Origin of the sequence: Gloeobacter kilaueensis JS1 (assembly GCF_000484535.1) — a bacterium.
Lineage (GTDB): Bacteria > Cyanobacteriota > Cyanobacteriia > Gloeobacterales > Gloeobacteraceae > Gloeobacter > Gloeobacter kilaueensis.
In genome coordinates this window covers 1,408,678-1,434,639 of sequence record NC_022600.1, presented here as the reverse complement: position 1 = coordinate 1,434,639, position 25,962 = coordinate 1,408,678, and the positions used below count along the sequence as shown (strand labels likewise).

Sequence of the window (25,962 nt, the reverse complement as noted above, 5' to 3'; positions counted from 1 at the left end):
AGCCGTCCCTCGCTTCAGGCGCTCAGCAGGTCAAAAAACTCTGCGTCGATGTCGTAGCCCAGCGCCTGGGCCAGATAGCGCAGCTCGGAGCGGTTGGTGATGCCCTGGGCTAAAAGCCAGTCGGCGAGGACGAAGATCTTGTGCATCACAAAAATTTCCATCGCCTCCGGCGCAAAGGTGATGCCGTCCTTGGCGCTGAACTGGTGGGGGACCAGCATCGCCGCAAAGCGGGTCAACTCGCCATTGCGCCAGTCGAGCAGGTACGGCAGCCAGGGATAGCGCGCATCGAGGCGAATAAAAAACAGCCGAATCTCCTGCACCTCCGGCAGTTCGCGCGGATCGTCCGCTGCGCGCGGATAGTCGATCTCAAAGCGGAGCTGGCGGGCATTGGCGAGGGGGTCGGCGGCCAGTCGTTCGATCTGGACTCCGGCTGCCCTCAGATCGAGCCGGTCGATAGCGGGCTGATCGAGTTGAACAATCGTCGGCATAGCAACGCGCCTGCTCCTTTTTGTCGCATGTTAGCGCGAGTGCCGGACAGTCACGAGATAAAGATAGTAGACTTCTTCGCTAATAAAGCTGTCGGTAAACTGGGCCATCACCCGCACGTTCAGGCCCGCCGCGACCGCCGGTTCGACAGGATGGTTCAAGATGAGCAGGATCGGCTCGGGCGTCCCCTTTTCAAGAAGCTGATACACCTGATCGAGCGTTTCTTTTGCGTCCACTTCTTTTCTGGCTCCGTTAAAGAGCACGAAGCTGCTGAGGCGGCGGTTTTCCGGATAGTAGATCTGACGATCCAGATAGCCGCACAGGGGCGATATGGCGTAGTCCCGGCTGCCGACGATAAAGAAGCGATCCAGCCCGTGGCCGTGGATAAAATCCGCCGCCTCCCGGCTCGCGGAGTAGGGCACCAGCCAGTCGCGGCAGTAAGCCACGATCCCCCCGGCCAGTTGAAAGACGAGGATCGTCGTCAAAAACCGGCCCCGGTAGCGCTCAGCAAAATCGGCCCACCGCTGCAGGCGGCCTGGGAGCCGGTCCGACTCGGCATAGTGCTCCGCCAGCCAGAGGGCGGCGAGCAGAACGATAAAAAAGTGGCCGAAGTGCCTCTGGGCACCGATGAACTTTACGTAGGTGAGGACGAACAGGCTCGCCGTGGCGCTCAGGTAAAAAAAACAGGCGACGGGCTTGCGCAGGAGTAGCGCACCGCCAAAAGCCAGCAGTCCGATGGCCGGAATCGAGAAGAGCACCATCTCCCAGGCGTGGGCATCGTTCGGGACGAGCACGACGATATAGCCGCTCCAGATGCGGGTGAGGGCGGTAAAAAAGTGATTGAGGTCAAAGTAGAGCGTCCAGCCGGTCGCCCCCCCGGCCAGGGTGTTGTCTTTATTGGGAATGATCAGGGCCAGGGCGGCTACTGCCCCCAGCCCAAAGACGCCCGACCCGGCCAGCACCTGCCCCCAGGGCCGCCCTTTGGTCGCACACTCCAGCAGCAACATCGCCTGCAGGCAACCGGCGATGAGCAGCCCGTAGGCGTTGGTATTGGCGAGCAGCGCCAGAAGCAGCGAGAGGATCAGGTACTTTCTGGGCTGGGTCCGGTGGACGGTGCAAAAAGCAAAAACCAGCAAAATACCGAACGCGTAGTTGCGGCTGATGAGCAGGTACTCGTAGAAGGGCAGGTAGCCGAACAGGTACAAGAGCTTCTGGGGGCGAGTGAAGGGCGAATGGCGGACAAAAAGATAAACGCTGAGCGTGGCCAGAAGCAGATGAAAAACCTGCATCAGCGCCGGATTGTGGCTGAGGCGGCTGAGGGGATACAGGCACAGGTACCACAGCGCCGGGTGGCCCTCGTACTTGATGTTGCTCAAAAGGGCGGGCAACGAGGGGCTGTCCCGGACGATGAGCCAGACGTTGATCTCATCGCGCCACATCGCGTGGTTGACCAGGCCCGCCGCACCGAGGACGAAAAAGAGCGCCGTCAGCGTGAGGGCAAAGCGATTCTCGTTCTCAAAGAGCGGTGCAAAAAATTTGTCGATAAGCGAGCGAATCCAGGACATTACTGCGCTACAGAGGTAAGGGGAGCCAGTCCTGCCTCGGGCAGCTTCGAGATCAGTGTCAGCCCCTGGGCACTGCCCAGAACCAGCCGCCCGTCGGCAGGCAGGCTTTTGAGCATCGCCGCATCGACGAGCAAAAAGGGCTGAGCTTCCTGCTGCCAGCGCTGCGCCAGTTCACTGCTCGAAGCCGGGATCACCCGATGATCGCTGTAAAAATCGAGCGATGGCCGACCGAGGGCAAAGGAAGTATAGACGCTGCGATCCGGCGGCGTCCAGCGGCGGATGAGCCGGGCCACCGGCGGTACCGGGTACGCCTCGTTCAGCTCCCAGACCCAGTGGCTGCTCAGCAAAAACAACAGACAGCAGCAGTAGCTCCCCCCGAGCAGCACCAGCGCCGCCTGGGAACCGGAGCGGCGCACCAGCACCAGCGCCAGGGTCATCGTCAAAGCCAGAACCAGGACGGTTGCAAGCAGATCTCGATCGCCCGGCGCTGCGAAAGCACCGAAATAAAGACAGCCTCCCCAACCGACGACGGCGAGCAGCACCAGACCAGCGAGCCAGCTACGGGGTGCCGCCTTCGAGATCAAAGAAAGGTAATGGCCCACCGCCAGAGCAATCGCCGGGTAGACCGGCAGGACGTACCAGGGCAGCTTGGTCGCCATCGCCGAAATCACGACCAGAAAGATGGCAAGCCACAGCAACACCAGCCGTGCCCAGCTCTCAGCGCGGCTCCTCCAGGCGAGCACCAGCGCCTGGGGCAGGAAGATGAGCCAGGGCCAGGTGTACTTCAACAGTTCCAGCAGGTAATACCAGGGCGGCCCCTGGTTTTGATCGGTGCTCTTCCAGACGCGGGCAAAATTTTTCTCGCCGCCGACGTAGCCCATGTACTCCAGGCCGTAGTGCAGCCACTGCGCGCCGTACCACCAGCCCACCGCCAGACTACCGGCCACCAGTCCACCCCACAGGTAGACCGAGCGCAGCAACTGCGGGCAGTCGAGGGCCACAAAGACCAGCACAACCCCCAGCAGCAACAGTCCGAGGATGCCCTTGGTGAGACAGACCAGGGCAAAGGCCAGCCCCAGCCCCAGCCCCCAGACCGGCGTGCGTCGCGCCCGCAACAGACAGTAGACCATGAGCAGAAAAAAACACAGCGCCGCTCCGTCGAGCATCGCGAGCCGCCCATGGCGGACCATCGGCAGCATCCCCAGATACACTCCGGCTCCAAACAGTGCCGCCCGCTGCGTCGCAAACAGTTCCCGGCCAATCGCGTACAGCAGCGGGACCGACAGCGCCGTCAGCAGCGCCCCCGGCAGCCGCGCCGTCCACTCGCTCACGCCCCCGATCGCGTAGGCACAGGCCATCAGCCAGTAGAGCAGCGGCGGCTTATCGGTAAAAGGCTGACCGCGAATCATCGGATACAGCCACGCCTGGGCTGCCGCCGGTGCCTTGAGCATCGTCCGGGAAACATCGGCGTAGATGCCCTCGTCCCAATCGCGAAGGGGCACCCCCCCGAGATTGACCAGATACAGCAGCAGCGACGCGAGCAGCAACAGCGCCAACCAGGCACGGTCCCCCGCCAAAAAAGAACCGGCCCGACCGGTAGGTTTTGAGCGCCCAAAAAGCGAATCGAACATTGTCCTCGAACATCATCGTGGCGCAGCCGACTGGTGCCTGCTGCGCACAGGGCTTCCGCCCGCTTATGATATGCTTCTTGTCCCGCACAACCAACCATTCACCACCGAACGGTCGAATAATCGCCGCCGGACACGGTGCTCTCCCTACCGGTGCAACCTGCCCATGCCATCGACGCTCTCGCTCAAGGACACCCGCCAGGGTGACGTTCGTCTGCAGACCCCGCTGCCCCCTCTAGTCACCTACCTGCGCGGCCCTGATCACTGGGTACCGGTCGGTTTTCGCCCTCTTAAAGTGCAGCGCACCGGGGCCGGTCACTTCGATCTGCAGCTTCCCGAATTCGGCGCTCTCGGTTTTCAACTCGCCCCCCGGATGGTGCTCCAACTCATCGAAGACGACGAGTGCCGCTACCGGCTGCTTTCGGTCCCCTCGCCCGCGTCAGATTACCAGACCGACTTTAGCGGTCTTTTTCAGCTCACACCCCGCCCCCCGGCGGTCGATGTCTTCTGGGAGGCGCGCTTTGCGATTCAATTGACCCTGCCGGGCTTTCTGGGCATGTTTCCCCAGCCGGTGGTCCAATCTGCCGCCCAGACAGCGGTGAGTGCGATGAGCGCCTCCGTCTGCCAGAATCTGGTCCACAATATCTGCTGCGACTATCGCTCGCGCCACCCCGGCGCTTAGCGGCCATCTGCCATCTAAAAGAAGAAGGGAAAGGGTTTGCCGGTGAGAGAAAACCGCCGGAAGCGCCAGCCGCAGGCGTTGCAGCGGAAGGTGTGGATGCGGGTAAACAGCGCCAGGCTCTGCTCGGTGGGGCTCAGTTGCCCGGAGCGGCGCACCTCGCTGCTGTCGCAGGCCGGGCAGGTGTAGCCGACTTCGGGGCGGTTGCGGGTGTAGCGGATGGCAAAGATGCCCAGGCTCGCGGTCACAAAGCCGATGGCAAGGGCGTTGGCGCTGTAGCGGGCGGTATTTTTGAAGATCGAATTGTCGAGTTCTACTAGAACCGTATCGAACCGGTCCGCCAGGCTGCCACCCACCAGCGGGGCGTTGCTCTTGCGCTGGCTTAAGATCTCGGATTTTTTGATCTGGTAGAGGCGGTTGACGTTCTGAATGTAGAGGGGCACCGAGAAGACCAGGGCCAGGCCGACCAGTAGCGCGAGACTACCGCTGAGGCTGCTTTTAAGACGGCTCTTTTCGTCGTTTAATATATCGCCCAGCCAGATACCGGCGAGCAGCAGCAAAATACCGAGCATCGCGACGCTCGCCGTGTTGAAGACGTGTTCTAAAAACGCAATCTGCCACAGCAGGTTATGGGTCTGGGGCGGCACAAAGGGCAGCAGGTCGGCCAGAAACGCGAGCAGCAGACCGACGCCCGCAAACCCGAGGGCGGTGGGCAGTGGGCGCGGGATGATCTGGGCCGCCGAAGGAGCAGCGGCAGGTGAAGGGGCCTGTTCTTCGAGGGGCAAAAACGATTCAGGTTCCATCGCAGCAATCCTAGGGGCAGCGGGCAGTCAGCCTTTTTCTGCCGGAGGGCGGTAGGCGGTGGTCAGTGGGGCAGCAGAGGTGCCCGCAGGCGGACGCTCAAAAGCGGGCCGGACAATCCACAGAGCCAGCAGGCCAAACAATAGCAGGGTCGCAAAAGAATAGATGAGCCGACCGTCGGCGGCGTGCCAGAACAAAAAGGCGTCACGGCCACTGTACGCCTGGAGATAGACCAGAAAGGCGACCCTGGCGGTGTTGCAGAAGATGGCAAGGACCGGGGCGAGGGTTGCCAGCAGCAGCCTGCGGGATAAAGCGACAGGCAGCAGAGCCGGGATCAAAAAGCTCAAGTAGGTGAACGTAAAGCCGATTGCCGTGCCGGAACATTCCTGGGCAACGGCGACGCCGCTCCAGGCTTGCCAGTGGCCATCGTCGAGCAACTTCAGCACGTAGACGCCGATCTGGGAAGCGTGGGCGGGAGCGGCAACGGCGGGGATGCCGGTGTACCAGAGCATAAAGGCGGCTCCCTGGGCGGTGACCTGCTGAAAGAACGGGTTGTGGGTGAGGGCAAAGACGATCGGGAAGGGAATCGCAAGCAGCAACAGCCCCAGCTCCTGCCACAAAAGCCGCAGCGAGCCCAACCCCCACACCAGGGTGCAAAGAGCAATCACCCCCAGAAAGACACCGGCAAAGCGGACATCCTTCGAGGCAGCCCAACCAATCAGGGTGCAACTGCCCAGCAGAAACCCGATGCCGAGCAACCGGTCCACGGGTGGCACAGTCAGATTGCCCAACCGGGCCGCCTTGCTCCAGCCAAGATAACCAAGGGCCGGTATACCGACCGCTCCGTAGGTAAACAGGGCGCTGTAGGTGCCGTAGCTGAACCAGGCTGCCAGCCACTCCCCCAGCACCGGCAAAGAATACACCCCCAGCACGCCCGCACAGAGCACCGGCAGCCAGAGCCGCAGCAGTGATGGGGAGATGAGGGAGGACGGCATGGCAGAGGGATCGTTGAACAGATGCTCCCGCGATGATACTCCGCGTCCGGCAGTTGCATCGTTGAAATTTCAGTAAAGGCTGTGCAATTGCCAGTTTGGCCGCTCGTCAGCGCTTGAACTCTTAGAATCGATGGAGAAAGAAGCGCGGCTGCTCAGGAGTAGCGATGCAGACAGTGGTGATTGGCGGCGGTTACGCGGGGCTGCGGACGGTCCAGACACTCGCGGCTATGAATCTGCCGGTGACGCTCGTCGAGCCGCGCCGCGAGCACGTATTAAGACCCCGCCTGGTGGCGGCGGCGGCGGGACGGCTGGCTTTGCGGGAGGTGAGTCTTCCGTACGAGCGGCTATTGCCTGCCGGTGTGCGGCACCTGCAGGCAACCGCCCTCCAGATCGATCCGGAGGCAGCGACGGTCGAGACCGACTACGAGACGCTGCGGGCCGATCGCCTGGTGATTGCGGTAGGTTCGGAGGGAAAATTGAACACTTCGGGGGCACCGCGCCACACGCTGCCGCTCTATAGCCTCGAAGATCTCGAGCGGATCCTCGCCCACTGGTCGCGCCTGGAGGACGCCCTCAAGCGCGACCGCTGCGATCTAAATCTGTTGCGCTGGGTGATCGTGGGCGGCGGCATCGTCGGGGTCGAACTGGCGGCGGAGTTGTCGCACCTGGCGCGCCGCTGGCGGCAGCGCTACGGCGGACTGGCCGAGGCGATTCAAATTCACCTCATCCAGCGGCAGGCGCGGCTTTTGAGCGACTGGCCCGAAGCTGCCGGGGAGTGGGCGTTGCGCTGGCTGAAGCGCCATCGGGTGATCGTGCAGACAGCAAGCCAGGTGCGCCGCGTCCGCGCCGAGGGGGTGGTGCTCGAAACGAGCGCGGGCACCGAGGAGCTGGCAAGCCAGACGGTGTTCTGGACCGGCGGCATCCAGCCGGTGCGCCTCGAAGAAGAACCGGCAGAGTTGCGCCGCGACCAGTTTTTGCGGGTCGATTCCTTTTTGCGCCTGGTCGATTATCCGCACGTCTACGCGGTAGGCGACAGCATCCGGCCCTTCAATGCCGGATTGGAGCGCACCTTTGCCCCGAACGGGCAACTGGCCGTGCGCGCCGGAGAACTGGTGGCGGCCAACATCGCGAGCGAAGCGCGGGGCGGGCTTCTCAGTCCCTTTGTCCCCAGGATCGATCGCATCGCCCTCTCCCTCGGTGCCTTCGACGGGCTGGCGGTCGTCGATGGCCAGGTGCTCACCGGTACCGCCGGTTGGACCGTTGCCCAGGCGGCGGATTTGTTTTACTTCAACGCTGTTCAAAATCCGCTTTTGGCGCGCATGGCTCCAGAGCTGTTCAGTGCTGACGCGCTGCCGGGCCGGATGTAAAATCGGCCTCATGGTCGTGCGCGTTGCTTTTTTAGGACCGGGTGGCACCTATACCGAGGAGGCGGCCCTCGCCTTTCTGGGCGAGGAGGCCGAGCGGCTGCCCCACCCGAGCATCCAGGGCACCCTGCGCGCCGCCGCCAGCGGCGAGGCCGACTGTGCCGTCGTGCCGGTCGAAAATGCGATCGAAGGCACCGTCAGCGCCACCCTCGATACCCTCTGGCTCTACAGCAGCCTGCAGGTGCGCCGGGCGCTCGTACTGCCGGTGCGCCACTGCCTGATTGGTCACCAGAAGGGCACCGCCCCTATTCGGACCGTCTACTCCCATCCCCAGGCGCTCGCCCAGTGCCAGGGCTGGCTCGAAGAACATCTTGGAGCGGTCCAGCGCGTCCCCACCGCCTCCACCAGCGAGGCCCTGCGCCACCTCGGCCCCGGCAGTGCGGCTATCGCCTCCGAGCGGGCTGCCCAGCTGCACGATCTGCCGGTCCTGCAGCGGCAGATCAACGACCATCCCGACAACTGCACCCGCTTCTGGCTGGTGAGCGAGCAGCCCTTCTGGGCCGGACTGCCATCCCAATGCACTTCGATCGCCTTTGGCCTGCGCCGCAATCGCCCCGGCATCCTCTACGAAATCCTGGCTATCTTTGCCCGAGCCCAGATCAACCTCGCCAAGATCGAATCGCGACCGACCAAGAAGGTGATAGGCGAATATTTATTCTTTGCCGACCTCGAAGGAGACAGCCGTTCTCAGACGATCGCAGCCGCTCTCCAGGAGGTGCAGACACTGGTGGCAGAACTGAAGATTCTCGGCAGCTATGGGATCGAACGGGTCAAGGCGGACTGATTTAGAGTATTTGCGAGCGCAAAAAATCGGCAACGTCGCTTTCGAGGCGGCGACGGTAAACAGCGTAAAGATCGCAGACGAGGCGCTCGTCGTAGCGGGGGTTGCAGACGCCCTGCTCGATAAACTGGCTGTAGCTGCTCCCGAAGACCTCGTAGGCTCTCACCGCACTGCGCAGGCTAAAATGCAGCTTTGCATTCTCGATCGCCTCGGCCAGCACCTCCTCCTGGAAACCGGGACCTTCGAGGGAGTGGCACAAGAAGCGAATGATCCGGTGATTAAGGTGGGCAAAGGGGGTAAAGTGACCGCCCTCGGAAAGGCTCAAAACGCGCGCGTATGTCAGCATGGCACGGACCAACAATGGGCCGGAACGCTGTGGAACGATTCCACGTTGCTCTTCACTACATACTACCTGAATTTACGTAAACAAACGCAATATTCTGTTAAAAAATGACGAGAATAGCGGCGCTGGTATTCGCGTGCTTTGTGACGATTGTCGGCGGTGGTGCCCCGGCTCTGGCAGCTCCCCTGCGGATCATCTATCCACCGGCGGTCTATCGCACCGACAGCGCGAGCATCTTTTTTATCGGTGCCGCTCCACCGGCGGGCGATCTGCGCCTGGATGGCCGGGCCGTGCCGCTCAACCGCCAGGGCTACTTTGCTGCCAGCGCGCCGCTCAAGCCGGGAGTGAACACTTTTTATTGGGTCTACCGGGACAAAAAAGGAACGCTCCAGAGCCAGCAGCAGCAGGTAACGCGCCGGGTCGAGCCGCCCCTTGCCCGCGACCGGCCCGTCCTTGCGGTCCGATCGCCGCTGGTGGACCAGCAGGTACCCGCCCTTGCGCCGGTCTGTCTGGAGGCCCAGGCCACCCCCGGCGGGCGCGTCCTGGCAGAACTTGCCGGCAAAAGCCTGATGCTGAGCGAATTGCCGCCTTTTCGGCCCGTCGAAGATTCGGCAGCGATCTTGAGCGGCGCGGCTGGGGGGGAGCTGGTTAGCGGCATCTATCGGGGCTGCCTGGCAGCGGACCCGGCCTGGCGGGAGCAGGTGCCGCGCTTCGAGTTGCGCTGGCAGGGCCAGAACCTGAGTGCCCAGGCTCCGGCGGCGATCACCACCCTCGATCCGCGCCAGATCGTCGTCGTCGAGGTCGTCCCCGTCGAAGCGATCGTCAGAGCCGGACCGGGAGCCGGCTACGCTCGCCTCGCACCGCTAACCCAGGGAGTCCGCTCGCAGGTGATAGCCCAGAGCGGCGACTGGTACCGCCTGCAGGGCGAAGGCTGGATCCAAAAAAGCGACCTGCGGATTTTGCCCGCCGGTACGCCGCTGCCCAAAAGTGCGGTCGGTTCGCTGCGCACCCGCACGAGCGCCACCGGCAGCGAACTGTTGATTCCCCTGGAGACGCGATTGCCTACCAGCGTCCGCCAGGAGGAGACCCGCCTGGTGGTGAGCCTCTGGGGAGCGGTGGCGGCCACCGACCTTATCCGCTTTGAGAGCACCGACCCGCTCATCCGCTCGGTGCAGTGGGAGCCCATCACCCCCCAGGGGATGCGCTTTTATATCGACCTGCGCTCCTCGCGGCAGTGGGGCTACCAGTTGCGCTACGAGGGCAACGTGCTGGTGATTGCCCTGCGCCGCCCCCCCAGGGTCTCCCGCGCCCTGGCGGGCCTGACGGTGATGCTCGATCCGGGCCACGGCGGCAACGACACCGGCTCGACCGGCTGCTCGGGGGTGCAAGAAAAAACCGTCAACCTCCAGATCGCCCTGCGGCTGCGCAACCAGTTGCAGCGGGCCGGAGCGACGGTGCTGATGACCCGCACGGGCGATCGGACCGTCTCCCTTGCCCGGCGCGTCGAGCTGATGCGCGCTACCCAGCCGACGGTGTATTTGAGCCTGCACAACAACGCCCTTCCCGATGCCGGCGACCCGCTCCGGCAGCACGGCACCTCGGTCTACTGGTACCAGATGCAGAGCCGCAACCTCGCCGAAGCCCTGCACCGGCAACTGATAGGCGATCTGGGCCAGCCCGACTACGGTCTTTTCTGGGATAGTCTGGCGGTGATCCGCCCGACGGAAGCCCCGGCTGTGTTGCTCGAATTTGGTTTTATGACCCATCCGGACGAGTACGCCCGGCTCTTGAGCCCGGCGTTTCAAGAGCGCATCGCCCGCTCGCTCACGCGCGGCCTGACATCGTGGCTGCACGCGGCGGGGTGAGGGCAATGCTCGATCGCCTGCGCTCCCCTCGCTCGTTGCTGGCCATCGCTGCGCTGGCGGCTTTGTTGGGAGCAGGCTGGCTCGGTTTTGGCGCTTTGCAGGCCCAGACCGGTGCCCAATCCGCCCCGGTGCGCCTGCAGCGCTACCGCGAGGGTAGTGCAGCCTTCGGGCGCGGCGATTACGCCGCTGCCCGCAAGCAGCTCGAAGGGCTGGTCTATCCGCCCCTGGCCGAACGTCTGTCGCTTTTAGTCGCCCTCAGCCGGGGGGAGGGCCGCCGGTGGATAGCGGAGCATCCCAAGAGCAACCTGATCCCCGAGGCGCTGGCCCATCTGAGCCGCCAGGGAGAGCGCGCCGCCCTGGGCGAACTGTTGCGGCGCTACCCCGACCATCCCCGTAGCCGTGAGGCGATCGAGGCGGCCCTCGTCGCAACACCCGACGATCGCACCTTGATTGCCCATCTGGTGCGCTACTTTCCGGAGAGCACCCTCGCCTACGCCATGGCCCGCCGCTGGGAAAAACTGGGCGGCTTGAGCCCGATCCAGTGGCAGGCGGTGGCGGAGGTCTACCGCCCGGTCGATCCGACGCGGGCTCTTCAAGCCCTCGGGCGCGCTCCGATGAGCGCCGAAAGCCTGTTTGCCCGTGCTCAAGTGCTGAAGCGCCTGGGCCGTAAACCCGAAGCTCTCGCCCTGCTGGAGCAGCTTCCCCGGCTGTATCCCACTTCGCCGCTCACCGTCGATGCGGCCCTCGAGCGCGCCCCACTCCTGCCGGTGAGCGACGCCCTCACCCTCCTTACCCAGAGCGAGAGTGCCCATCCGGCGCGGGGAGATGAATTGCTCTGGGCGCAGGTGCAGACCGTTCTCAAGCGCCTCAAAGCGCCCGACGAGGCACTGCCTCTCTATCGCCGTTTGATTGCCCAGTACCCCCAGAGCGCCAAGGCGGCCAACGCTGCCTGGGAACTGGCGGCGGACGCCGCCGAAAAAGGCGATCTGACTGAAGCCCAATCCCGCGCCCGCTGGCTCATCGCCCACCACCCGGACGACCCATTCGCCCCAAAAGCCGCCTTCTGGCTGGGCAAGTGGGCGGAGCGCTCCGGAGCGACAGCCCAGGCCCGCCGCCAGTTTCAAAGCGTCCTCCGCCAGTATCCCCAGAGTTACTACGCCTGGCGGGCTGCCTCCCGATTGGGCTTGGTAAGCGGCGAATACAACATCGAGGCGCTCGCTGGAGCGGTGCGCTGGAATCAGCCCCTCCCGCCCGTAAGCGGCGTCTCCCTTGCCCTGGCCGAACTGATGGCGATAGGTGACCTCGACGGAGCACAAAAGCAGTGGCAGGCAGAAAGCTACCACCGGCGACTCACCCCCCCGCTGCGGCTGGCAGGTGCCCAACTGGCAGCCCAGAGCGGCCAGTACCGCCAGTCGATCAACCAGTCCACCCTCACTCTTCTCGCCTCGCCCCCCGGCGATCCGCGCCGCTGGCAGCAGGCGTATCCGCTTTTTTTTGGACCGCAACTGCAGCGCTGGTCCGAAGAACGCAAACTCAATCCGCTCCTGGTCGCCTCGCTCATCCGCCAGGAATCGCGCTTCGAGCCTGCAATCCGCTCGCGCTCCGGAGCGGTGGGCCTGATGCAACTGTTGCCCTCTACCGCCCGCTGGATTGCCCAGCGCGAACCCGGTGCCTTCGATTTAGATAAGGTCGATGACAACCTGCGCCTGGGGACGTGGTACCTGCGCTATACCCACGAGCGCTTCGGCGGCAGTACCCTGCTTGCTCTGGCGAGCTACAACGCTGGGCCGGGCAACGTCTCCCGCTGGGTGCAGCGCACGCCGGTGGCCAACCCGGAGGACTTCATCGAGCAGATCCCCTTTCGCGAGACCCGCTTCTATGTCGTCAACATCTACGAGAACTACTGGAACTACCTGCGCCTCTACACCGACGAGGGCCGCCGGATTGCAGGGCAACTGCCCCGCTCGTCCGGTTAAATTCTGGGCTTTCTGGCATCGCCCGACAACCGCAATCCTCCCTGTGGGGGAAGCCACCGTAGCCGTCCCGAAATTGGCACCAAATCTGTGTTCGAGAGTCTGTCCAAAATTTCGCGGATGAGCGAAGATAGCTGTCATTTGAAGCCTTGAGGGTAAATATGTTTTCGAGTCCACCCAGAAAACGCAGAAATCCGTGGGTAACCTGGTCCCTTTACGGCCTTCCGGCTCTGGGCGTGGCGGGTGGCCTCTGGTATCTCTTTACAGCTGTCCTGCCGGGTAGCAGACCGGCGACGACCGCGCCGCCCTCCCAGGTGGTGACGACGCTGCCACCGCCACCGGTCGTGCCGCCCAAACCGGCGGCGACACCCAAACCGGTTGCCGCCCCAACTCAAAAAACCGCTTCTGCCCCGGCTGCCCCAGCTTCGACACTGCCCCTGCGCTACCAGGGCAAGACCTTCAAAGGCGGCAACGCCGACTTCAGTCAAAAAGTCGTCGCCCTCACCTTCGACGACGGTCCCTGGCCGGTGAGCACGAAGGCGATCCTCGATATCCTCCGCCAAAACCAGATCAAGGCGACCTTCTTCTGTCTGGGCCGCTCGATCCAGAACAATCCGGAGCTGTTGCAGGCGGTGGCAGGCGAGGGCCACGTGATCGGCAACCACACCTGGAGCCACACCTACAACCGGCTCTCCCCCGCCGCTGCAAAGGCGGAGATCGAAAACACCACCTTGCTCATCGAGCAGACCGCCGGTATCCGGCCCGAATTGTTCCGGCCACCGGGGGGCAAGCTCTACACCGGCCCTGCCGCCTACGCCGCCTCTAAAAAATACGGCATCATTCTCTGGAACGTGGTCTCAGGCGACGACGTGCGCAGCACGACGCCCCAAAAAGAGATCAAAAACGTCCTCGATCACGTGAAGCCGGGGGCGGTAATCATCATGCACGACGGTGGCGGCCACCATCCGACCGTCGCGGCTCTGCCGCAGATCATCGCCGGGCTCAAACAAAAAGGCTACGGCTTCGTCACCGTTCCCGAACTGATGAAGCTGCAGGACGAGGCGCTGGCCGCCTTGATTAAGCCGCGCAGCCAGATCAACCCGAACCAGCTCCCGGCCAACCAGCTCCCGGCCAACTCCGCCCCCGCCCCTGCTCCCGCTGCTGCCCCCCAGTAGGCTGCCCGGTCGGAGTGCGGCTACGCTGCAGCCGCTTGGCGGTGCTGAAGCAGAACAGTTGTCACTGCTGGAGCCGTCCTCCTGGCATCGCCTTTGCCCTCACTGCCAGGAGAAACGGATGCGCCTGCCTTGAGCCTATCGAATCTGCATTGCTAAGAGTCGAGCAAATCAAACGCACCTGGAGGCTGCCATGAGTGAGCAGACAAGCAATCCTCAGCCGTGGATGCCGGACGAGGCGACCCGCCAGCAACTAGCAGAGCAGCTTCGAGCGGCCAGAATGGACCTGCGCCAGGATAGCGAAGCGATTCAGCAGCTGATAGACGAACTGGAGCAGCGCCAGGCGCAGAGCCTGGTGGGCCGCTTCGACGCTCGCCGTCAGCAAGAAGCACAAGTGAAGCGAGCGGAGACAGCGTGAGCGCTGAGCTGTAATTTGTCCCAAGTGTTCGTTCCAGACCTTCGCGAAGTGCAACAGTTCTGGAGATTGCGATGAACAAACCACTCCTACCTGAGATGCCGGACGAAGCGACCCATCGGCGATTGACGGCGCAGCTGCAGGCAGTCGCCGCCGAGATGCGTGCCTGGAGTCAAGAGTTGCAGGAGCTAGAGGAGCGATTCGAGCGGGATTATCAGCAAAGCCCGATCGGCCAGTTCCATGCGAGGCTGAGAGCACAACGGGCTGAGCAGCCCAAGACAATACGCCCTGAACGCGTCGAATGCATCTGGAGGCGGCTTGTGCGGCTCGACTTACAGGCTGCCCTCGAGGATCTCACCAGCAGAAGGTAAATACTGCAGATCAATCTGACAGATCCAGAGCTGGGTGATGCCTAACTGCTGCCGGGCAGCTACATAGGCTGGGGCGCTGTAGGCCGCGAACATGTTCTGGACCATCTCAGCATCGTCGGTCGCTGTCCAGCCAATCTGCTTATCGCCTGGCTTGACGACGACCATCACGCCGGGAAAGTGTTGCAGCCACTCCGTCGCCGAAGTTGGGTCCGCCAGGTGGGGGGAGAGTATGAGCGCCAGCAGTCGCTCCGCAGCAGCATGGTACACAAGTAGCTGAGAGAAAGCTGGAAGGACAGGCGCTCAGACTGCCCAGGCTATACTGACGAAGGTAGGTGCTGCTATGGCTGAAAGCACCAGCGGGCGTGCCTGTACTCTCAACCTATTTCCTCAAATTAAAGTTTTAGGAAGTACTTCTAAATCAGCACTTGCCTTATGCAAAAGCTTGATCCTGAGAGTATGTATGAGCGCGCCTAGCTCTCATAATTTGCTTTGGGTTAACTATTTGCTCACATGCATCGCTTTCCATGCTGTGGTAAGGCTCCCACCCTAAAAGCTCATGCTGCTTCTTGCAGGCTTCTTCCCAGCTCACAGCGCTAATCTCTTGTAAAAGCTCATCAGTCTGATCGAGCAGGCAATGCATACTAGGACTGTCTTTAGGGAGCAGAGTATAACTGCCATCCTTACTCAGCCACAACTGATATTTTAAGACCGGTTTTCTCAAGAAAGAAATGTAGCTCACAAATCAATATCCGCGCCACTTCCTTCTCCAGATTAGCGCAGATTAGGGATCTTTGAAAGACTGTACCCGTCAGGGTCGGATAGAACCACACAGCACTTCTATATCAATTCGTATATCACCTTCAGAGGGCTTAGGGTAACTCTTTTTAAAGGGGCCTTGACACTCACAGTCCTTAATACAGCTAATAAAATCTTTTATTTGATCGAAATGCGGCTGTCTTCTCTCCTGCTGGCTACGACTCAGTTTCTGCTTAAGCTCTTCGAGCATCCTCAGACAGTCATCCTTGCTCGGAGGATAATCCTGCGACCATGAAACGGACTCCTCTACACCCCCTCCTTGAGCCTGAAAGCGTCCCCGGTGTGCTTTCCTAGAACTTGGTTCTTTAGAGACCGGAAGCATAACAAAAATTGCCCTTTAATGTATTTAGGTCTTAGTCACAGGAGTGGCCCTCCCATGAAGGCTACAGATGCATCGCTAACTAAGGAGCTGTTTCCTAAGCCGGGCAATGTATCCCCACCCTAACCTGGTAGAGCCAAGATCGGTAGCTAGAGTCTCTCAATTTTTGCTTAAATGGCCCCTTACCAATTAGGGTGCACTTAGTTTAGGATGCAGTTACTTTAAGGTGCAGTTACAGGTCAAAAGATAAAAGTAGACTGTTTCCCACTTTTGAGAATTTTGGTCATATATGGCTATCTACCGCTTTTCCGTTAAAATTATCCGCCGTGGAGCAGGAGAACTTTCCGCAATAGGTGCTGCGGCATATCGTGCTGGAGAAAAGCTTATGGATATGAGTACTGGCATAGCTGCAGACTATAGCAGGAGAGTTGGAGTGTTACATCGAGAAATTATTGCTCCTGACATTGCTCCTAATTGGGCACTGAATAGAGAGGAGCTGTGGAATATGGTTGAAAGCTTTGAAAGGCGCAGTGATGCTAGACTAGCTCGTGAAGTTACTCTGTCACTACCTGCGGAGCTTCCTGCATCAGAGTACGTAGAGCTTGTAAATGGGTTTGTACGTGAGCAATTTGTGAGTCGTGGAATGATAGCTGACATAAGCATCCACGCACCGAAGGCAGAGGGCGATAAGAGAAATTTTTTCGCACAAATTCTTTTGACAACAAGACCAATTGGACCAGCCACCTTCGCGCACAAAAAAAATCCGGCTTGGGATAAGGTTCAACTTCTGAAAACCTGGCGTAGAAGATGGGCAGAGCATATTAATCAAGCTTTAGAAAAAAATGGTATAGACCAACGAGTAGATCATAGAGCTAAAAGCGCACAAAATAGTAGCTTTAGCTTAGAAATTGCTAGGCTGTTCTCTCAAATGAGAGATGTAGTTGAAAAAGACGATTATCTTGATGTTCAAGATAAAATAGATATATTAGAGCAGATTAAAATTTTGACTAAATTCTCAGCAAATGCTGAAGATGAGTCAATTAAACGAGAAGCTCGGCTCGCTATTAAGGTCTTGAAAGGGACAATGATGGATGTACCTAGAACACAACAGTTACGTACATCATTGATGGATAGTATATTGAAAGTAAATCGGCTTTTAAATATTTGATACTGAGTGTACGGAAGCGGTCAATTATTAGTCTGACTAGTGGGTCATTTGGGTGAAGGGCTGCCATTCTTGTGGTATCGTTGCAGCTTGCGAAAGGTGCCTGCCGCTGAGCCACTGCAACGATGCAGTTTCGCTCGCCTGCGCCGCTCGGCTCGCCTCCCATTCCAGATGAACGGTGTCGGCTGCTGATTCCATCCTTGCGCTGTCGCCTCCAACCACTCCATCAACTCCATCCAGCTTTGAGGATGATGGCCTTCTAAGGCACGACGCTTGAGGATCCGTTGGACTGCCTCCGCCATATTGAGCCAACTCCCCGATAGCGGCGTGTACAGCGGCATCACCCCCTGGGCGAACAGCCACAGCACCATCTCCGGTGTCTTGTGCCCCGCCAAGTTGTCCCAAACCAGCAGCATCCGCAAAGGGGGCAACACTGCAGGCAACGTGATGCGTACCTGCAATTGAGCCTGCCACCTTTGCCATTGGCTGCGAGTCGCCTCAGCGCTTACTGGGGCTGATGCAGGCGGCAGGGTAGAGAGAATATCGGTCAGTTGCTCCTTCAACCACTCATGCAGGACGCTGTTGGGTCAACTTTGCACCCCCTTGACCCGCAGCGTACCTGTCGCTGGATGCAGCAGGGTGAGCAGCTTGACGGTACCGTTGCGAAGGTACTGGTGACTCTGTTTTTGAGGGCATCCTTGCGGTTGCCAGCTATTGCCGGGGTAGGGATAGGTGCCAAACGGACCGGCCTCATCCTGGCACCAGACTGCAAGACCCAGTTGCTCCCCGAGGGTGTAGGCATCCTCAATCAGCTTTTTTTCGCTTCGGTGTCCGGGTCGTGGACGATGTGGAGGAGGTTCTTGCGCAGGCGCTTAGCCGTCCCGGTCGCACACTAGGAGCGGGTGCGTTGCCAGCGGTACCCCGCCTCGACTAAGACCTTCCAGACGGTGTAACCACTGACGTCAGGCAAGCCATCAGGAGCTTGGCGCAGGGCGCGTTGCAAGGTACTGACCGTCCAAGTAGCAGTACTGTCGCCTTCGCGCTGGGGTGGACGAGCAAAGCTATCGAGGATGCACTGGCGATCGCTGGGGGAGTAGATGGGCGTCCGTCCCGGTCGGGGTCGGGGCATGAGAGCGGCGGATCCCTGCTGGTGAAAGCGTTGGACCCAGTGACTGATAGTGTCCTCACAGCGCAGGCCGATAGCGCTGGCAGTCCGGGTGTTAGGAAGAAGCAGCACCCACCAGCAGCAAAGCTTTGGCGCGCAGAACGCAAGCAACAGGTTCACAGTAGGCACTGCGACTGGAAGCATAAAATTGCCGTTTCGGCAGCTTTATGCTTCCAGTTTGACACGACGGGCTTATGCTTCCAGTGGCGGCGAAGTCATGGGTCAAGTCGCAGGTCGCTTCATCAAACACCACCTTCGCCGCAATTCATCTCCATTCATTTAATTCGTCTTGACACTCCGGTAAAAAACCTACTAATCGCTCTCTAAGAACAACTATTCTATCATTTAGCGTTGTCGCACCTTGATACCTACGGCGAAGAGCAGGATTCCATTGATCAATATTCAAAAATGATTCAGCTTGGTGCTCCAGCAATCCGTACTTTAAGGCAAAGTCTTCAACCACCTTGTTGTGATTCCTCTTGTGCGGCTGCTTTCTAAGAAGCATCTTTTCAATTAGAGAATCAGGATCGACCTCAGCGCAATTTATTGCTTCACTTCTACGCTCGATAGACAGAATTAATGATTTCATTAGCCAAGGAAACTTGAATATCTTGTCTGCGTCAGGTATAAACACTATTTTAATACAACTCTATAATTTTATAGTATCCAGTTTTTCGCTCATAAGCAAGTACGATTTCTAGTGGTTCATTTGGGTGAAGGGCTACCATTTTTACGATTGGAGGCATAAAATTGCCGTTTCGGCAGCTTTATGCTTCCAGTTTGACGCGGCGGATTTATGCTTTCAGTAGCAGCGAATTTATGCGTCAAGTCACGGGACGAGCGATTTTTTCGAGGTAAGCCTGTTCCTCATCGGTGAGAGGGCACAAAGGCTCTTTGATGCGGCGGGTCATAGTACTACCTGCAGAACGGATAGAAGTATTATCGCAGTCACAGCGGCTGAAAAATGGCAGCCCTTCACCCAAATGAACCACTACCCTAATCTGTCACTAGCGGGTGTTTCAACGAGGGAAAGACGTTTCAAGCCACGAGAAATCAACCTTTCACGCCGGTTTGACAGTTCAGGGACTGGCACCCCCGCTTCTTCGAGCAAGGCCGGCTCTGTAGCGGCGGTGCAGCGGATCGCCGATGATGAGGAGTGCAGTCATCACCTGGGCACCCATGTCTACACTCGCCTTTGCCAAGTACGAGGGACTCGGAAACGACTTCGTGCTCATCGACAATCGCCACACACCCGAGCCAGTGCTCTCAGCGGCTCAGGCGGTGGCTGTCTGTGATCGCCACAGAGGCGTCGGGGCGGACGGCGTCATCTTCTTGTTAGAGGCCCGTGACGCCGATTTTCAGATGCGTATCTTCAACAGCGATGGCTCCGAGGCCCAGATGTGCGGCAACGGCATCCGCTGCCTCGCCCACTACGCCCGCACCCTGGGCATCGAGCCCACGGCGGATCGCTACCGGGTGCAAACCGGAGCCGGAGTGCTCGACATCGATCTGCTGCCGGATGGCCAGGTGCGGGTAGACATGGGAGCTCCTGCCCTGCTCGCTGGTGAAATCCCGACCACCCTCGCCCCCGCCGATCAAAAGGTGATTGCGGCTCCGCTCAATGTGGCCGGAAGCGACTGGTCCGTTACCTGCGTCAGCATGGGCAACCCCCACGCCGTTATCTTTGTGCCGGATCTGGAGGCGATCGACCTGGAGCGGATCGGGCCCCTCTTCGAGCACGAGCGCCACTTTCCGGAGCGAATCAACACCCACTTCGTCCGGGTTCTCAGCCCCACCCACCTGCAGGTCAAAGTCTGGGAGCGCGGAGCGGGGGCAACCCTCGCCTGCGGCACCGGAGCCTGTGCGGTTCTGGTGGCGGCAGTGCTCAACCACCTGGCCCAGGAGGAGGCGACGGTCGAGTTGCCCGGCGGCCCGCTGCAGATCCGCTGGGATAGCGAGAGCAATCACCTGCTCATGACCGGCCCGGCCCGCACCGTCTTCGAGGGTACGCTTCAGTTGCCGCCGCTCGGGTCTTCGAGCACGAGGTGAGCAAATTCGAGATCGTCGTAGTCGGGGGTGTTGTCCATCGGATAGCCCATGTCGCCCCCCAGGCCAAAAAGACCGCCCAGCAAGCCGCCCAGCCCGATTCCCCGGCGGCTGCTGATGATTGTCCGCGAACCGCTGCCGCCAATGGCGTGGGTTTCGAGGCGCAACTCGTTGCTTCCGGCCTGTAACAGCCAGCGGGGAACGAGGACGGCGATGTTGTCGCCGTTGAGCAGCACCTGCTTGATCGTCTGACCGTTGAGGGAGATGCGTAGCCCTTCGCTCGGTGCGCCGTAGAGGGGCAACTGCGATTGGCCTGCGGCCACCGATTCGGGCGTATCGAGGCCAATCACCGAGCCGATGCGCAGGATCATGTCGCGCTGGGGCACCCGCGCCAGGTTGAACGTGCGCACGTAGCTGCGGCCCCGAGCGGGCAGGCGAAATTCGGCGTAGTTGGCCGAGCCGGGACCGAAGCTGTTGTCTCCCAGGTGGATCAGGTTGTCGTCGAGCACCGTGAGCCGGGGCGACAGGCGCTCAAGCTGCAACTGGTAGCCTCCTGAACTGCCCCCGGCGACGGCAGCCGGGGCGTAGTCGGTGGCCCTCGCCGTCAGGATCTTGCCGGCACTGGAGCGGGGCAGTTGAAATCGGCCCTGACTGTCGGTGCGCACGGTGATTCCCTCGTCCGGCAGAGCGACTTCTACCCCAGCCAGGGGTTCGCCCGTCGCCTTATCGACGACGACACCCGTATCGGCGCTGGTGAGGTCGATGGCGGCCCGGCCAGGGACAGCGGCGGTTTTTGTCCGCGCCGCCGATCGCCCTCGGGGGGGATCGGCTGTGGCAGGACGGACGGCCAGGCCCGAGATGCGCCGCTGCAGCAGGTCGCGGTCGTTCTGGGTGATCTTGCCGTCGCGATCGGCGTCGGCAGCAGCGATCTGGTCGTCCTGCAATAGCTGTGTGCCGCTCAGATAACCGTCGATCAGTTCGATGTCTCGCTTATCCACCCGGCCATCGCCGTTGATATCTCCACTTTCAGCCCAGGCGGGGACGGCAAGCGTTACCACAACAGTCAGACCAACCAGCGAGGCGACGCGGAGCATGGGGGAATCCATCCTTGTTTACTTACCAATAAAGACGCTCGGAGCGCTCAGCGGGGTTCCGACTCCGGCAGCGCCCCTCCCGCCGGATCGACGATCACCAGATGGGTGAACTCGATGTCATCGTAGTCCAATGCGCCGCTGCCCAGGCCCAGATCTTGCAGTTCAGCGCTGCTCAGCTTGCCAAAGAGGCTATCGGGGCTGGGATTGAAGACGACCGCCCCCCGATCGAGGCGAGCCGCTTCCAGGGCGATCTGATTTGTTCCAGGGCGCAGCAGGGTACGGGGCAGCGTAACCGTGAGATTGTCGCCGTTGAGGACCAGCTCGCGCAGCATCTGGCCGTTGAGACTCACCCGCACCCCGCCGCTACCGGCCTGCCGACGGCTGCTGGGAGGCAGGTTGGACTGACCGGCGGCGATTGCATCCTCGGTGTCGATGCCAATGATCGAGCCGATGCGCAGTTGCAGGTCGCTCTGGGGCAGGCGGGCCAGGACAAAGCTTTTGACATAGCGGGTGCCTTCGGCGGGCAGGCGAAATTCCCGCGCTCCGCTCGATCGCCGGTCGTAGTTGTCGTCTCCCAGGTGGTGCAGGTCGTCGTCGAGGACGGCCAGTCGGGGGTTGAGCCGCTCCAGTTCCAACTGAAAGCCGCGCCGGTTCTGGGTTGTCACCGAAGACGGGGCGTAGTTGGTGGCTCTCGCCGTCAGGATCTGCTTGCCGCTGGTGGAACCCGGCAGCCGGAACCGGCCCTGGCTGTCGGTGCGCACGCTGATCCCTTCGTCCGGCAGAGCAACTTCTACCCCAGCCAGGGGCGCGCCCGTCGCCTTATCGACGACGACACCCGCATCGGCGCTGGTGAGATCCACCTGGCTATTTTTGGGGCCGGACCGAGCCTGGAGGCCCAAAATGCGCCGCTGCAGCAGATCGCGGTCGGTGGCCGTAATTTTGCCGTCGCGGTCGGCGTCGGCGGCAACGATCTGGGCATCCTGCAATAGCTGTGTACCGTTCAAGTAGGCGTCGATGAGCTGGATATCCCGCTCGTCAATGCGGCCATCGCCGTTGACATCGCCGCTCTGGGCCAGGACAGGCACCGCCAGTCCCAGCAATAGACACAGCACCAGGGCGACGCGACCCACCGAACGCCTCCTTTAGCGCGGCTCCGGAAATATCGAGTTTTTTCCGATTCCAGTCTCGCGCTGTTGTCTGCCACCCACCAGCGAGCCGGTCGGATCGACTACCACCAGATGAGCAAATTCTATATCATCCAGGTCGTAGGCACCGGCGGCTGGGGCACCGTAGAGGCCAGGATCGACCTTGACGATCGAAATACTGTTTTGATCGATCGGATCGACGCTCAAGAGCAGCCGATTCGTTCCTTTCTGCAACAGCCAGCGCGGCAGACTGACTTCGAGGTTGTCGCCGTTGAGGACGATGCGGCTGACGGCGGAGCCGTTGAGAAAGACGCGCAGACCGCCCTGGGGCAGAACGCGGTCGGTGAGGCCCGACTGGCCCGCTGCCACCGATTCGGGTGTATCGAGGCCAATCAGCGAGCCGATGCGCAGGGTCAGATCCTCGTGCGGAAAGGAATTGAGTTCAAAGGTCTTCTCAAAGCGGCCACCGATACTGCGCTTGTGAAATTCGAGGGCTCCCGCCGAATTCGGGTCGAAGTCGTCGTTGCCCAGGTGATAGAGCTGGTCATCGACCACCATCAGTTGTGGGCTGAGCTGTTCGAGCAAAATTTCCTGCAGGCCGCTGCTGCTCCTGGCCAGGGTCACCGACTTGGGGACGTAGTTGGTGGCGCGGGCGGTGAGAATCTTGCCCGCTGGAGCCCGCGTCAGCCGAAATCGGCCCTGGCTGTCGGTGCGCACGCTGATCCCTTCGTCGGGTAGGGCCACCTCGACGTTGGCAAGCGGTTTGCCCGTCGCCTTGTCGAGGACGACGCCGCTGTTGGCACTCTTTAATTCCAGCAGGCTCGCCCCACCATTTCTGGATTTGACGGTAAGTTTCTCGATGCGCCGCTGCAGCAGATCGCGGTCTTTTGCCGTTACCCGGCCATCGCCGTCGGCGTCCGCTGCTCTGATCTGGTCGTCCTGCAACACCAGCTCGCCGCGCAGGTACTGCTCGATGCGCTGCACATCCTGACTGTCTACCCGGCCATCGCCGTTGACATCGCCCCCGGCACTCTGGGCACAGGCTGCTTTCGCCAGCAGAGCAGCGAGTCCCAGAATGACAAAAATCTGCTTGCCCACGCTTCTCGGGTCAGTTCTCGCCGCATTATAGGCCGACTTGTGCAGTAGCGATAGCCGTATTCCGACCCGGAAAGACGGCTGGTTCGCAAGGAGCGGCGGGCGTGATACGTTGGCCTTACTGATGAGGAACCTGACAATGAAAGCACCGATTCGGATCCTCCTGCAGACAACGATTTTTAAGACCGACGACGATTGGGACATTCGTCGCTTTCAGCTTTTGAGCGATTATCTCGCTTCGATCCCAGGTGAGGAGGGCGAGCCACTTTTTGCGGTCACCGCCCGCAACCGCGAGGCGGACATAGAGGGCAGCGACCCGGTGCTGAGCAGCCTCGATCGCGCCCACTTCGATGAATTGTGGCTCTTTGCCGTCGATGTGGGCGATGGCCTGAGCGCCGCAGATTGTGCGGGCATCAACGCCTTCTATGCCGAAGGTGGCGGGCTCCTCCTTGCCCGCGACCACATGGACCTGGGCTGTTCGCTGTGCAACCTGGGAAGTGTCGGCGCTGCCCATCACTTCCACACCAAAAACCCCGAGTCCGATCCCGCACGCCGCTGCATCGACGATCCGTATACGACCACGATTCTCTGGCCCAACTACCACTCCGGGCGCAACGGCGACTATCAAAAAATCAAGGTTCAACAACCCCTGCACCCGCTGCTGGCCAACTCCGAGGCTCCCTCGGGCCACATCGAATACTTTCCGGCCCATCCCCACGAGGGAGCGGTCGAAGTGCCGGCAGGGGCAGCCAATGCCCAGGCCATCGCCTGCGGTACCAGCCAGGTGACTGGCCGCTGCTTCAATCTGGCCATCGCCTTCGAGCGCACCGAAGCCACCGGTCGGGCCGTCTGTGAATCGACCTTTCACCACTTCGCCGACTACAACTGGGACACCCGCTCCGGTTGCCCGAGCTTTGTCAACGAGCCTCCGGGCACTACGATGCAGAGCGAACCGCGCGCCCTGGCCGACACCCACACCTACGTGCGCAACCTCGCCCTCTGGCTTGCCCCCCAGAGCGCTTAGCGTCCAAACTCTTCCTCACAGCGCTATCTAATCTGTCGGACAGCCTGAGAAAATAGGGCGATGACCCACACCCTCCTCTGGTTTCGCAAGGGATTGCGCCTGCACGACAATCCGGCGCTGCAGATGGCGATTCAAAAAGCGACGCGATTGATGCCCGTCTTCGTTCTCGACCCGCACTTCATCGATCCGGATCGAGTCGGCATCAACCGGATGGCCTTTTTGCTCGAAAGCCTCGTAGACCTCGATCGCCGGTTGCGCACCCTCGGATCGCGCCTCCTTGTGCTCAGGGGCCAGCCCGAGGAAGTCCTCGCCCACGCCTTCAGCACCTGGCAGGTGGGCCGGTTGTGCTTCGAGCGCGACACCGAACCCTACGCCCGCAATCGGGACGAGCGCCTGCGCTCCCTCGCCCAAAAGTGCGGCATCGAGGTGGTGAGCCCCACCGGACACACCCTTTTCGATCCGGACGCGGTGCTCAAAGCCGGCGGGGGCCGGGCTCCTTTGACCTACAGCGCCTTCTTGCGCGTCATCAGCCGCCTGGGTACACCGGCCCAGCCCCAACCGACTCCGGCCCACCTGCCCCCACCGATCGCGGAAATCTGCGAAAGCCCGGACTACGCCATTCCGACCCTCACGGAACTGGGCTATACCGACCTGGAGGCCGTGAACCATCGCTATCCGGGGGGTGAAACAGCAGGATTAGAGCGTCTGGGCGACTATCTGGCCGATCGGGCGCGGGTAGCGCACTTCGCCAAACCCGATACGGACCCGACTGCCTTCGATCCGCCCGCCACGACTGTTCTAGGAGCCCATCTCAAGTTCGGTTGCCTCTCAGCCCGCACCTTCTACTACGAAGTCCAGGCCATCTATCGCCAGGCCCGCTCCCACACTGAGCCGCCGGTCTCGCTGCTTGCCCAGATTCTCTGGCGGGAATTTTTTTATGTCTTAGGCTACGCCACCCCCAACTACGACCGGATGGCAGGTAACCCGATCTGCCGCCAGATTGCCTGGGATGACAACCCTGCCTATCTGGCCGCCTGGAGCGAGGGGCGCACCGGCTATCCGTGGATCGACGCCGCCATGCACCAACTTGAGCGCGAGGGCTGGCTGCACCATTTGAGCCGCCACGCCGTCGCCTGCTTTCTTACCCGTGGCGATCTCTGGCTAAGCTGGGAAGCGGGCCAGGCTGTCTTCGAGCGGTTGCTCGTCGATCAAGACTGGAGCCTCAACGCGAGCAACTGGATGTGGCTGTCGGCGAGCGCTTTTTTTCACGCCTACCACCGCGTCTATAGCCCCATCAGCTTCGCCAAAAAGTACGATCCTGCGGGCCGCTTCGTCCGCCACTATCTGCCCGCTCTTGAGCGCTATCCGGACGCCTTTATCTACGAACCCTGGAAAGCGCCTCTATCTGTCCAGCGCGAGGCCGGTTGCATCGTCGGTCGCGACTACCCCGAACCCATCGTCGATCACACCGAAGCCAGAACCCGCAACATCGAGCGGATGCGAATGGCTTTCACCGCAGATCCTTCAACCTTACCAACGTAGGAAAATCCTCATGGACGACGCACGCTCCGGCCTCTTCCCCTTGAAAGGGGAAT

The 25,962-nt window shown here is 61.0% G+C and carries 25 protein-coding genes and 1 pseudogene; 12 read left to right on the top strand and 14 right to left on the bottom strand.

What is annotated here, in order from left to right:
- Positions 1-14: 14 nt before the first annotated feature.
- From GKIL_RS06890 to GKIL_RS06880, 3 genes are read right to left on the bottom strand one after another with little or no spacing between them, the layout of a single operon-like run.
- The gene (locus GKIL_RS06890) at positions 15-488 is read right to left on the bottom strand and encodes a CRR6 family NdhI maturation factor (protein WP_023172758.1); all 474 of its coding nucleotides are present in this window, start codon (positions 486-488) and stop codon (positions 15-17) included.
- Between the two features lie 30 nt (positions 489-518).
- Positions 519-2,051 (bottom strand): hypothetical protein, encoded by a 1,533-nt coding sequence (locus GKIL_RS06885; protein ID WP_023172757.1) that lies wholly within the window; start codon positions 2,049-2,051, stop codon positions 519-521.
- Positions 2,051-3,682: an ArnT family glycosyltransferase gene (locus tag GKIL_RS06880; RefSeq protein ID WP_023172756.1), complete on the bottom strand. Its 1,632-nt coding sequence runs from the start codon at positions 3,680-3,682 to the stop codon at positions 2,051-2,053. Before GKIL_RS06880 ends, GKIL_RS06885 begins: the two co-directional genes overlap by 1 nt.
- A gap of 163 nt (positions 3,683-3,845) precedes the next feature.
- Between GKIL_RS06880 and GKIL_RS24615 the strand changes: the two genes are divergently transcribed.
- Positions 3,846-4,361, top strand: coding sequence for a DUF1997 domain-containing protein (locus tag GKIL_RS24615; protein ID WP_023172755.1), 516 nt, complete (start codon positions 3,846-3,848; stop codon positions 4,359-4,361).
- Positions 4,362-4,375: 14 nt separating this feature from the next.
- Here GKIL_RS24615 and GKIL_RS06870 read toward each other — a convergent pair whose 3' ends face one another.
- Entirely contained in the window at positions 4,376-5,161 is a 786-nt protein-coding gene (locus GKIL_RS06870) for a hypothetical protein (RefSeq protein WP_023172754.1), read from the bottom strand.
- A 27-nt stretch (positions 5,162-5,188) separates the two neighbouring features.
- Positions 5,189-6,154: an exosortase/archaeosortase family protein gene (locus GKIL_RS06865; RefSeq protein ID WP_023172753.1), complete on the bottom strand. Its 966-nt coding sequence runs from the start codon at positions 6,152-6,154 to the stop codon at positions 5,189-5,191.
- A 164-nt stretch (positions 6,155-6,318) separates the two neighbouring features.
- Between GKIL_RS06865 and GKIL_RS06860 the strand changes: the two genes are divergently transcribed.
- Positions 6,319-7,521 carry an NAD(P)/FAD-dependent oxidoreductase gene (locus GKIL_RS06860; protein ID WP_023172752.1) on the top strand — a complete coding sequence of 401 codons (1,203 nt, stop codon included), beginning with the start codon at positions 6,319-6,321 and terminating at the stop codon, positions 7,519-7,521.
- A gap of 10 nt (positions 7,522-7,531) precedes the next feature.
- Positions 7,532-8,362 carry a prephenate dehydratase gene (pheA, locus tag GKIL_RS06855; RefSeq protein ID WP_041243787.1) on the top strand — a complete coding sequence of 277 codons (831 nt, stop codon included), beginning with the start codon at positions 7,532-7,534 and terminating at the stop codon, positions 8,360-8,362.
- Position 8,363: 1 nt separating this feature from the next.
- On the opposite strand, the gene GKIL_RS06850 is transcribed toward pheA, so the two are convergent.
- On the bottom strand, positions 8,364-8,705 hold the full coding sequence (locus GKIL_RS06850) for a hypothetical protein (protein ID WP_023172750.1): 342 nt from the start codon (positions 8,703-8,705) through the stop codon (positions 8,364-8,366).
- A gap of 140 nt (positions 8,706-8,845) precedes the next feature.
- On the opposite strand from GKIL_RS06850, the gene GKIL_RS06845 reads away from it, so the two are divergent.
- From GKIL_RS06845 to GKIL_RS06825, 5 genes are all read left to right on the top strand, one after another.
- On the top strand, positions 8,846-10,567 hold the full coding sequence (locus tag GKIL_RS06845; protein WP_041243785.1) for an N-acetylmuramoyl-L-alanine amidase: 1,722 nt from the start codon (positions 8,846-8,848) through the stop codon (positions 10,565-10,567).
- Positions 10,546-12,543: a transglycosylase SLT domain-containing protein gene (locus tag GKIL_RS06840; RefSeq protein WP_187293900.1), complete on the top strand. Its 1,998-nt coding sequence runs from the start codon at positions 10,546-10,548 to the stop codon at positions 12,541-12,543. The genes GKIL_RS06845 and GKIL_RS06840 overlap by 22 nt, the downstream gene beginning before the upstream one ends.
- Before the next feature lie 158 nt (positions 12,544-12,701).
- On the top strand, positions 12,702-13,715 hold the full coding sequence (locus GKIL_RS22455) for a polysaccharide deacetylase family protein (RefSeq protein WP_023172747.1): 1,014 nt from the start codon (positions 12,702-12,704) through the stop codon (positions 13,713-13,715).
- Between the two features lie 190 nt (positions 13,716-13,905).
- The gene (locus GKIL_RS06830; protein WP_023172746.1) at positions 13,906-14,130 is read left to right on the top strand and encodes a hypothetical protein; all 225 of its coding nucleotides are present in this window, start codon (positions 13,906-13,908) and stop codon (positions 14,128-14,130) included.
- A gap of 71 nt (positions 14,131-14,201) precedes the next feature.
- Positions 14,202-14,498 (top strand): hypothetical protein, encoded by a 297-nt coding sequence (locus tag GKIL_RS06825; protein WP_023172744.1) that lies wholly within the window; start codon positions 14,202-14,204, stop codon positions 14,496-14,498.
- Here GKIL_RS06825 and GKIL_RS06820 read toward each other — a convergent pair.
- Positions 14,460-14,765, bottom strand: a complete 306-nt coding sequence (locus GKIL_RS06820) for a hypothetical protein (protein WP_023172743.1) — start codon at positions 14,763-14,765, stop codon at positions 14,460-14,462. The two genes, GKIL_RS06825 and GKIL_RS06820, sit on opposite strands and share 39 nt — an antisense overlap.
- A 1,157-nt stretch (positions 14,766-15,922) precedes the next feature.
- Between GKIL_RS06820 and mobQ the strand changes: the two genes are divergently transcribed.
- Positions 15,923-16,801 (top strand): MobQ family relaxase, encoded by an 879-nt coding sequence (mobQ, locus tag GKIL_RS23460; RefSeq protein ID WP_071824790.1) that lies wholly within the window; start codon positions 15,923-15,925, stop codon positions 16,799-16,801.
- Between the two features lie 44 nt (positions 16,802-16,845).
- Here mobQ and GKIL_RS22450 read toward each other — a convergent pair whose 3' ends face one another.
- The 4 genes and pseudogenes from GKIL_RS22450 to GKIL_RS24610 form a co-directional block, all read right to left on the bottom strand.
- Positions 16,846-17,361 carry a transposase gene (locus GKIL_RS22450; RefSeq protein WP_071824789.1) on the bottom strand — a complete coding sequence of 172 codons (516 nt, stop codon included), beginning with the start codon at positions 17,359-17,361 and terminating at the stop codon, positions 16,846-16,848.
- 329 nt (positions 17,362-17,690) lie between these two features.
- Positions 17,691-17,927, bottom strand: a complete 237-nt coding sequence (locus tag GKIL_RS25875) for a hypothetical protein (protein WP_245595905.1) — start codon at positions 17,925-17,927, stop codon at positions 17,691-17,693.
- A gap of 30 nt (positions 17,928-17,957) precedes the next feature.
- Positions 17,958-18,107: pseudogene (locus GKIL_RS25870) on the bottom strand (hypothetical protein); the annotation flags it as partial.
- A 121-nt stretch (positions 18,108-18,228) separates the two neighbouring features.
- A complete protein-coding gene (locus GKIL_RS24610) occupies positions 18,229-18,426 on the bottom strand; it encodes a hypothetical protein (protein ID WP_144080341.1) in 198 nt (65 codons plus the stop codon).
- A gap of 716 nt (positions 18,427-19,142) precedes the next feature.
- Here GKIL_RS24610 and dapF point away from each other — a divergent pair.
- On the top strand, positions 19,143-20,012 hold the full coding sequence (gene dapF / locus GKIL_RS06805; RefSeq protein WP_041243782.1) for a diaminopimelate epimerase: 870 nt from the start codon (positions 19,143-19,145) through the stop codon (positions 20,010-20,012).
- Here the strand turns inward: dapF and GKIL_RS06800 are convergent.
- Genes GKIL_RS06800 through GKIL_RS06790 form a run of 3 tightly spaced genes read right to left on the bottom strand, consistent with a single transcriptional unit; the run spans position 19,976 to position 23,346 of the window.
- On the bottom strand, positions 19,976-21,103 hold the full coding sequence (locus GKIL_RS06800; protein ID WP_023172738.1) for a dockerin type I domain-containing protein: 1,128 nt from the start codon (positions 21,101-21,103) through the stop codon (positions 19,976-19,978). The two genes, dapF and GKIL_RS06800, sit on opposite strands and share 37 nt — an antisense overlap.
- A gap of 47 nt (positions 21,104-21,150) precedes the next feature.
- The gene (locus GKIL_RS06795) at positions 21,151-22,233 is read right to left on the bottom strand and encodes a dockerin type I domain-containing protein (RefSeq protein ID WP_023172737.1); all 1,083 of its coding nucleotides are present in this window, start codon (positions 22,231-22,233) and stop codon (positions 21,151-21,153) included.
- 12 nt (positions 22,234-22,245) lie between these two features.
- Positions 22,246-23,346: a dockerin type I domain-containing protein gene (locus GKIL_RS06790; RefSeq protein ID WP_023172736.1), complete on the bottom strand. Its 1,101-nt coding sequence runs from the start codon at positions 23,344-23,346 to the stop codon at positions 22,246-22,248.
- A gap of 136 nt (positions 23,347-23,482) precedes the next feature.
- Between GKIL_RS06790 and GKIL_RS06785 the strand changes: the two genes are divergently transcribed.
- Together GKIL_RS06785 and GKIL_RS06780 are read left to right on the top strand one after the other, a co-directional pair.
- Positions 23,483-24,367, top strand: a complete 885-nt coding sequence (locus GKIL_RS06785; RefSeq protein ID WP_023172735.1) for a hypothetical protein — start codon at positions 23,483-23,485, stop codon at positions 24,365-24,367.
- Positions 24,368-24,427: 60 nt separating this feature from the next.
- Complete coding sequence (locus GKIL_RS06780) at positions 24,428-25,909, top strand: cryptochrome/photolyase family protein (RefSeq protein ID WP_023172734.1); 1,482 nt, start codon at positions 24,428-24,430, stop codon at positions 25,907-25,909.
- The last annotated feature ends 53 nt before the right edge of the window (positions 25,910-25,962 follow it).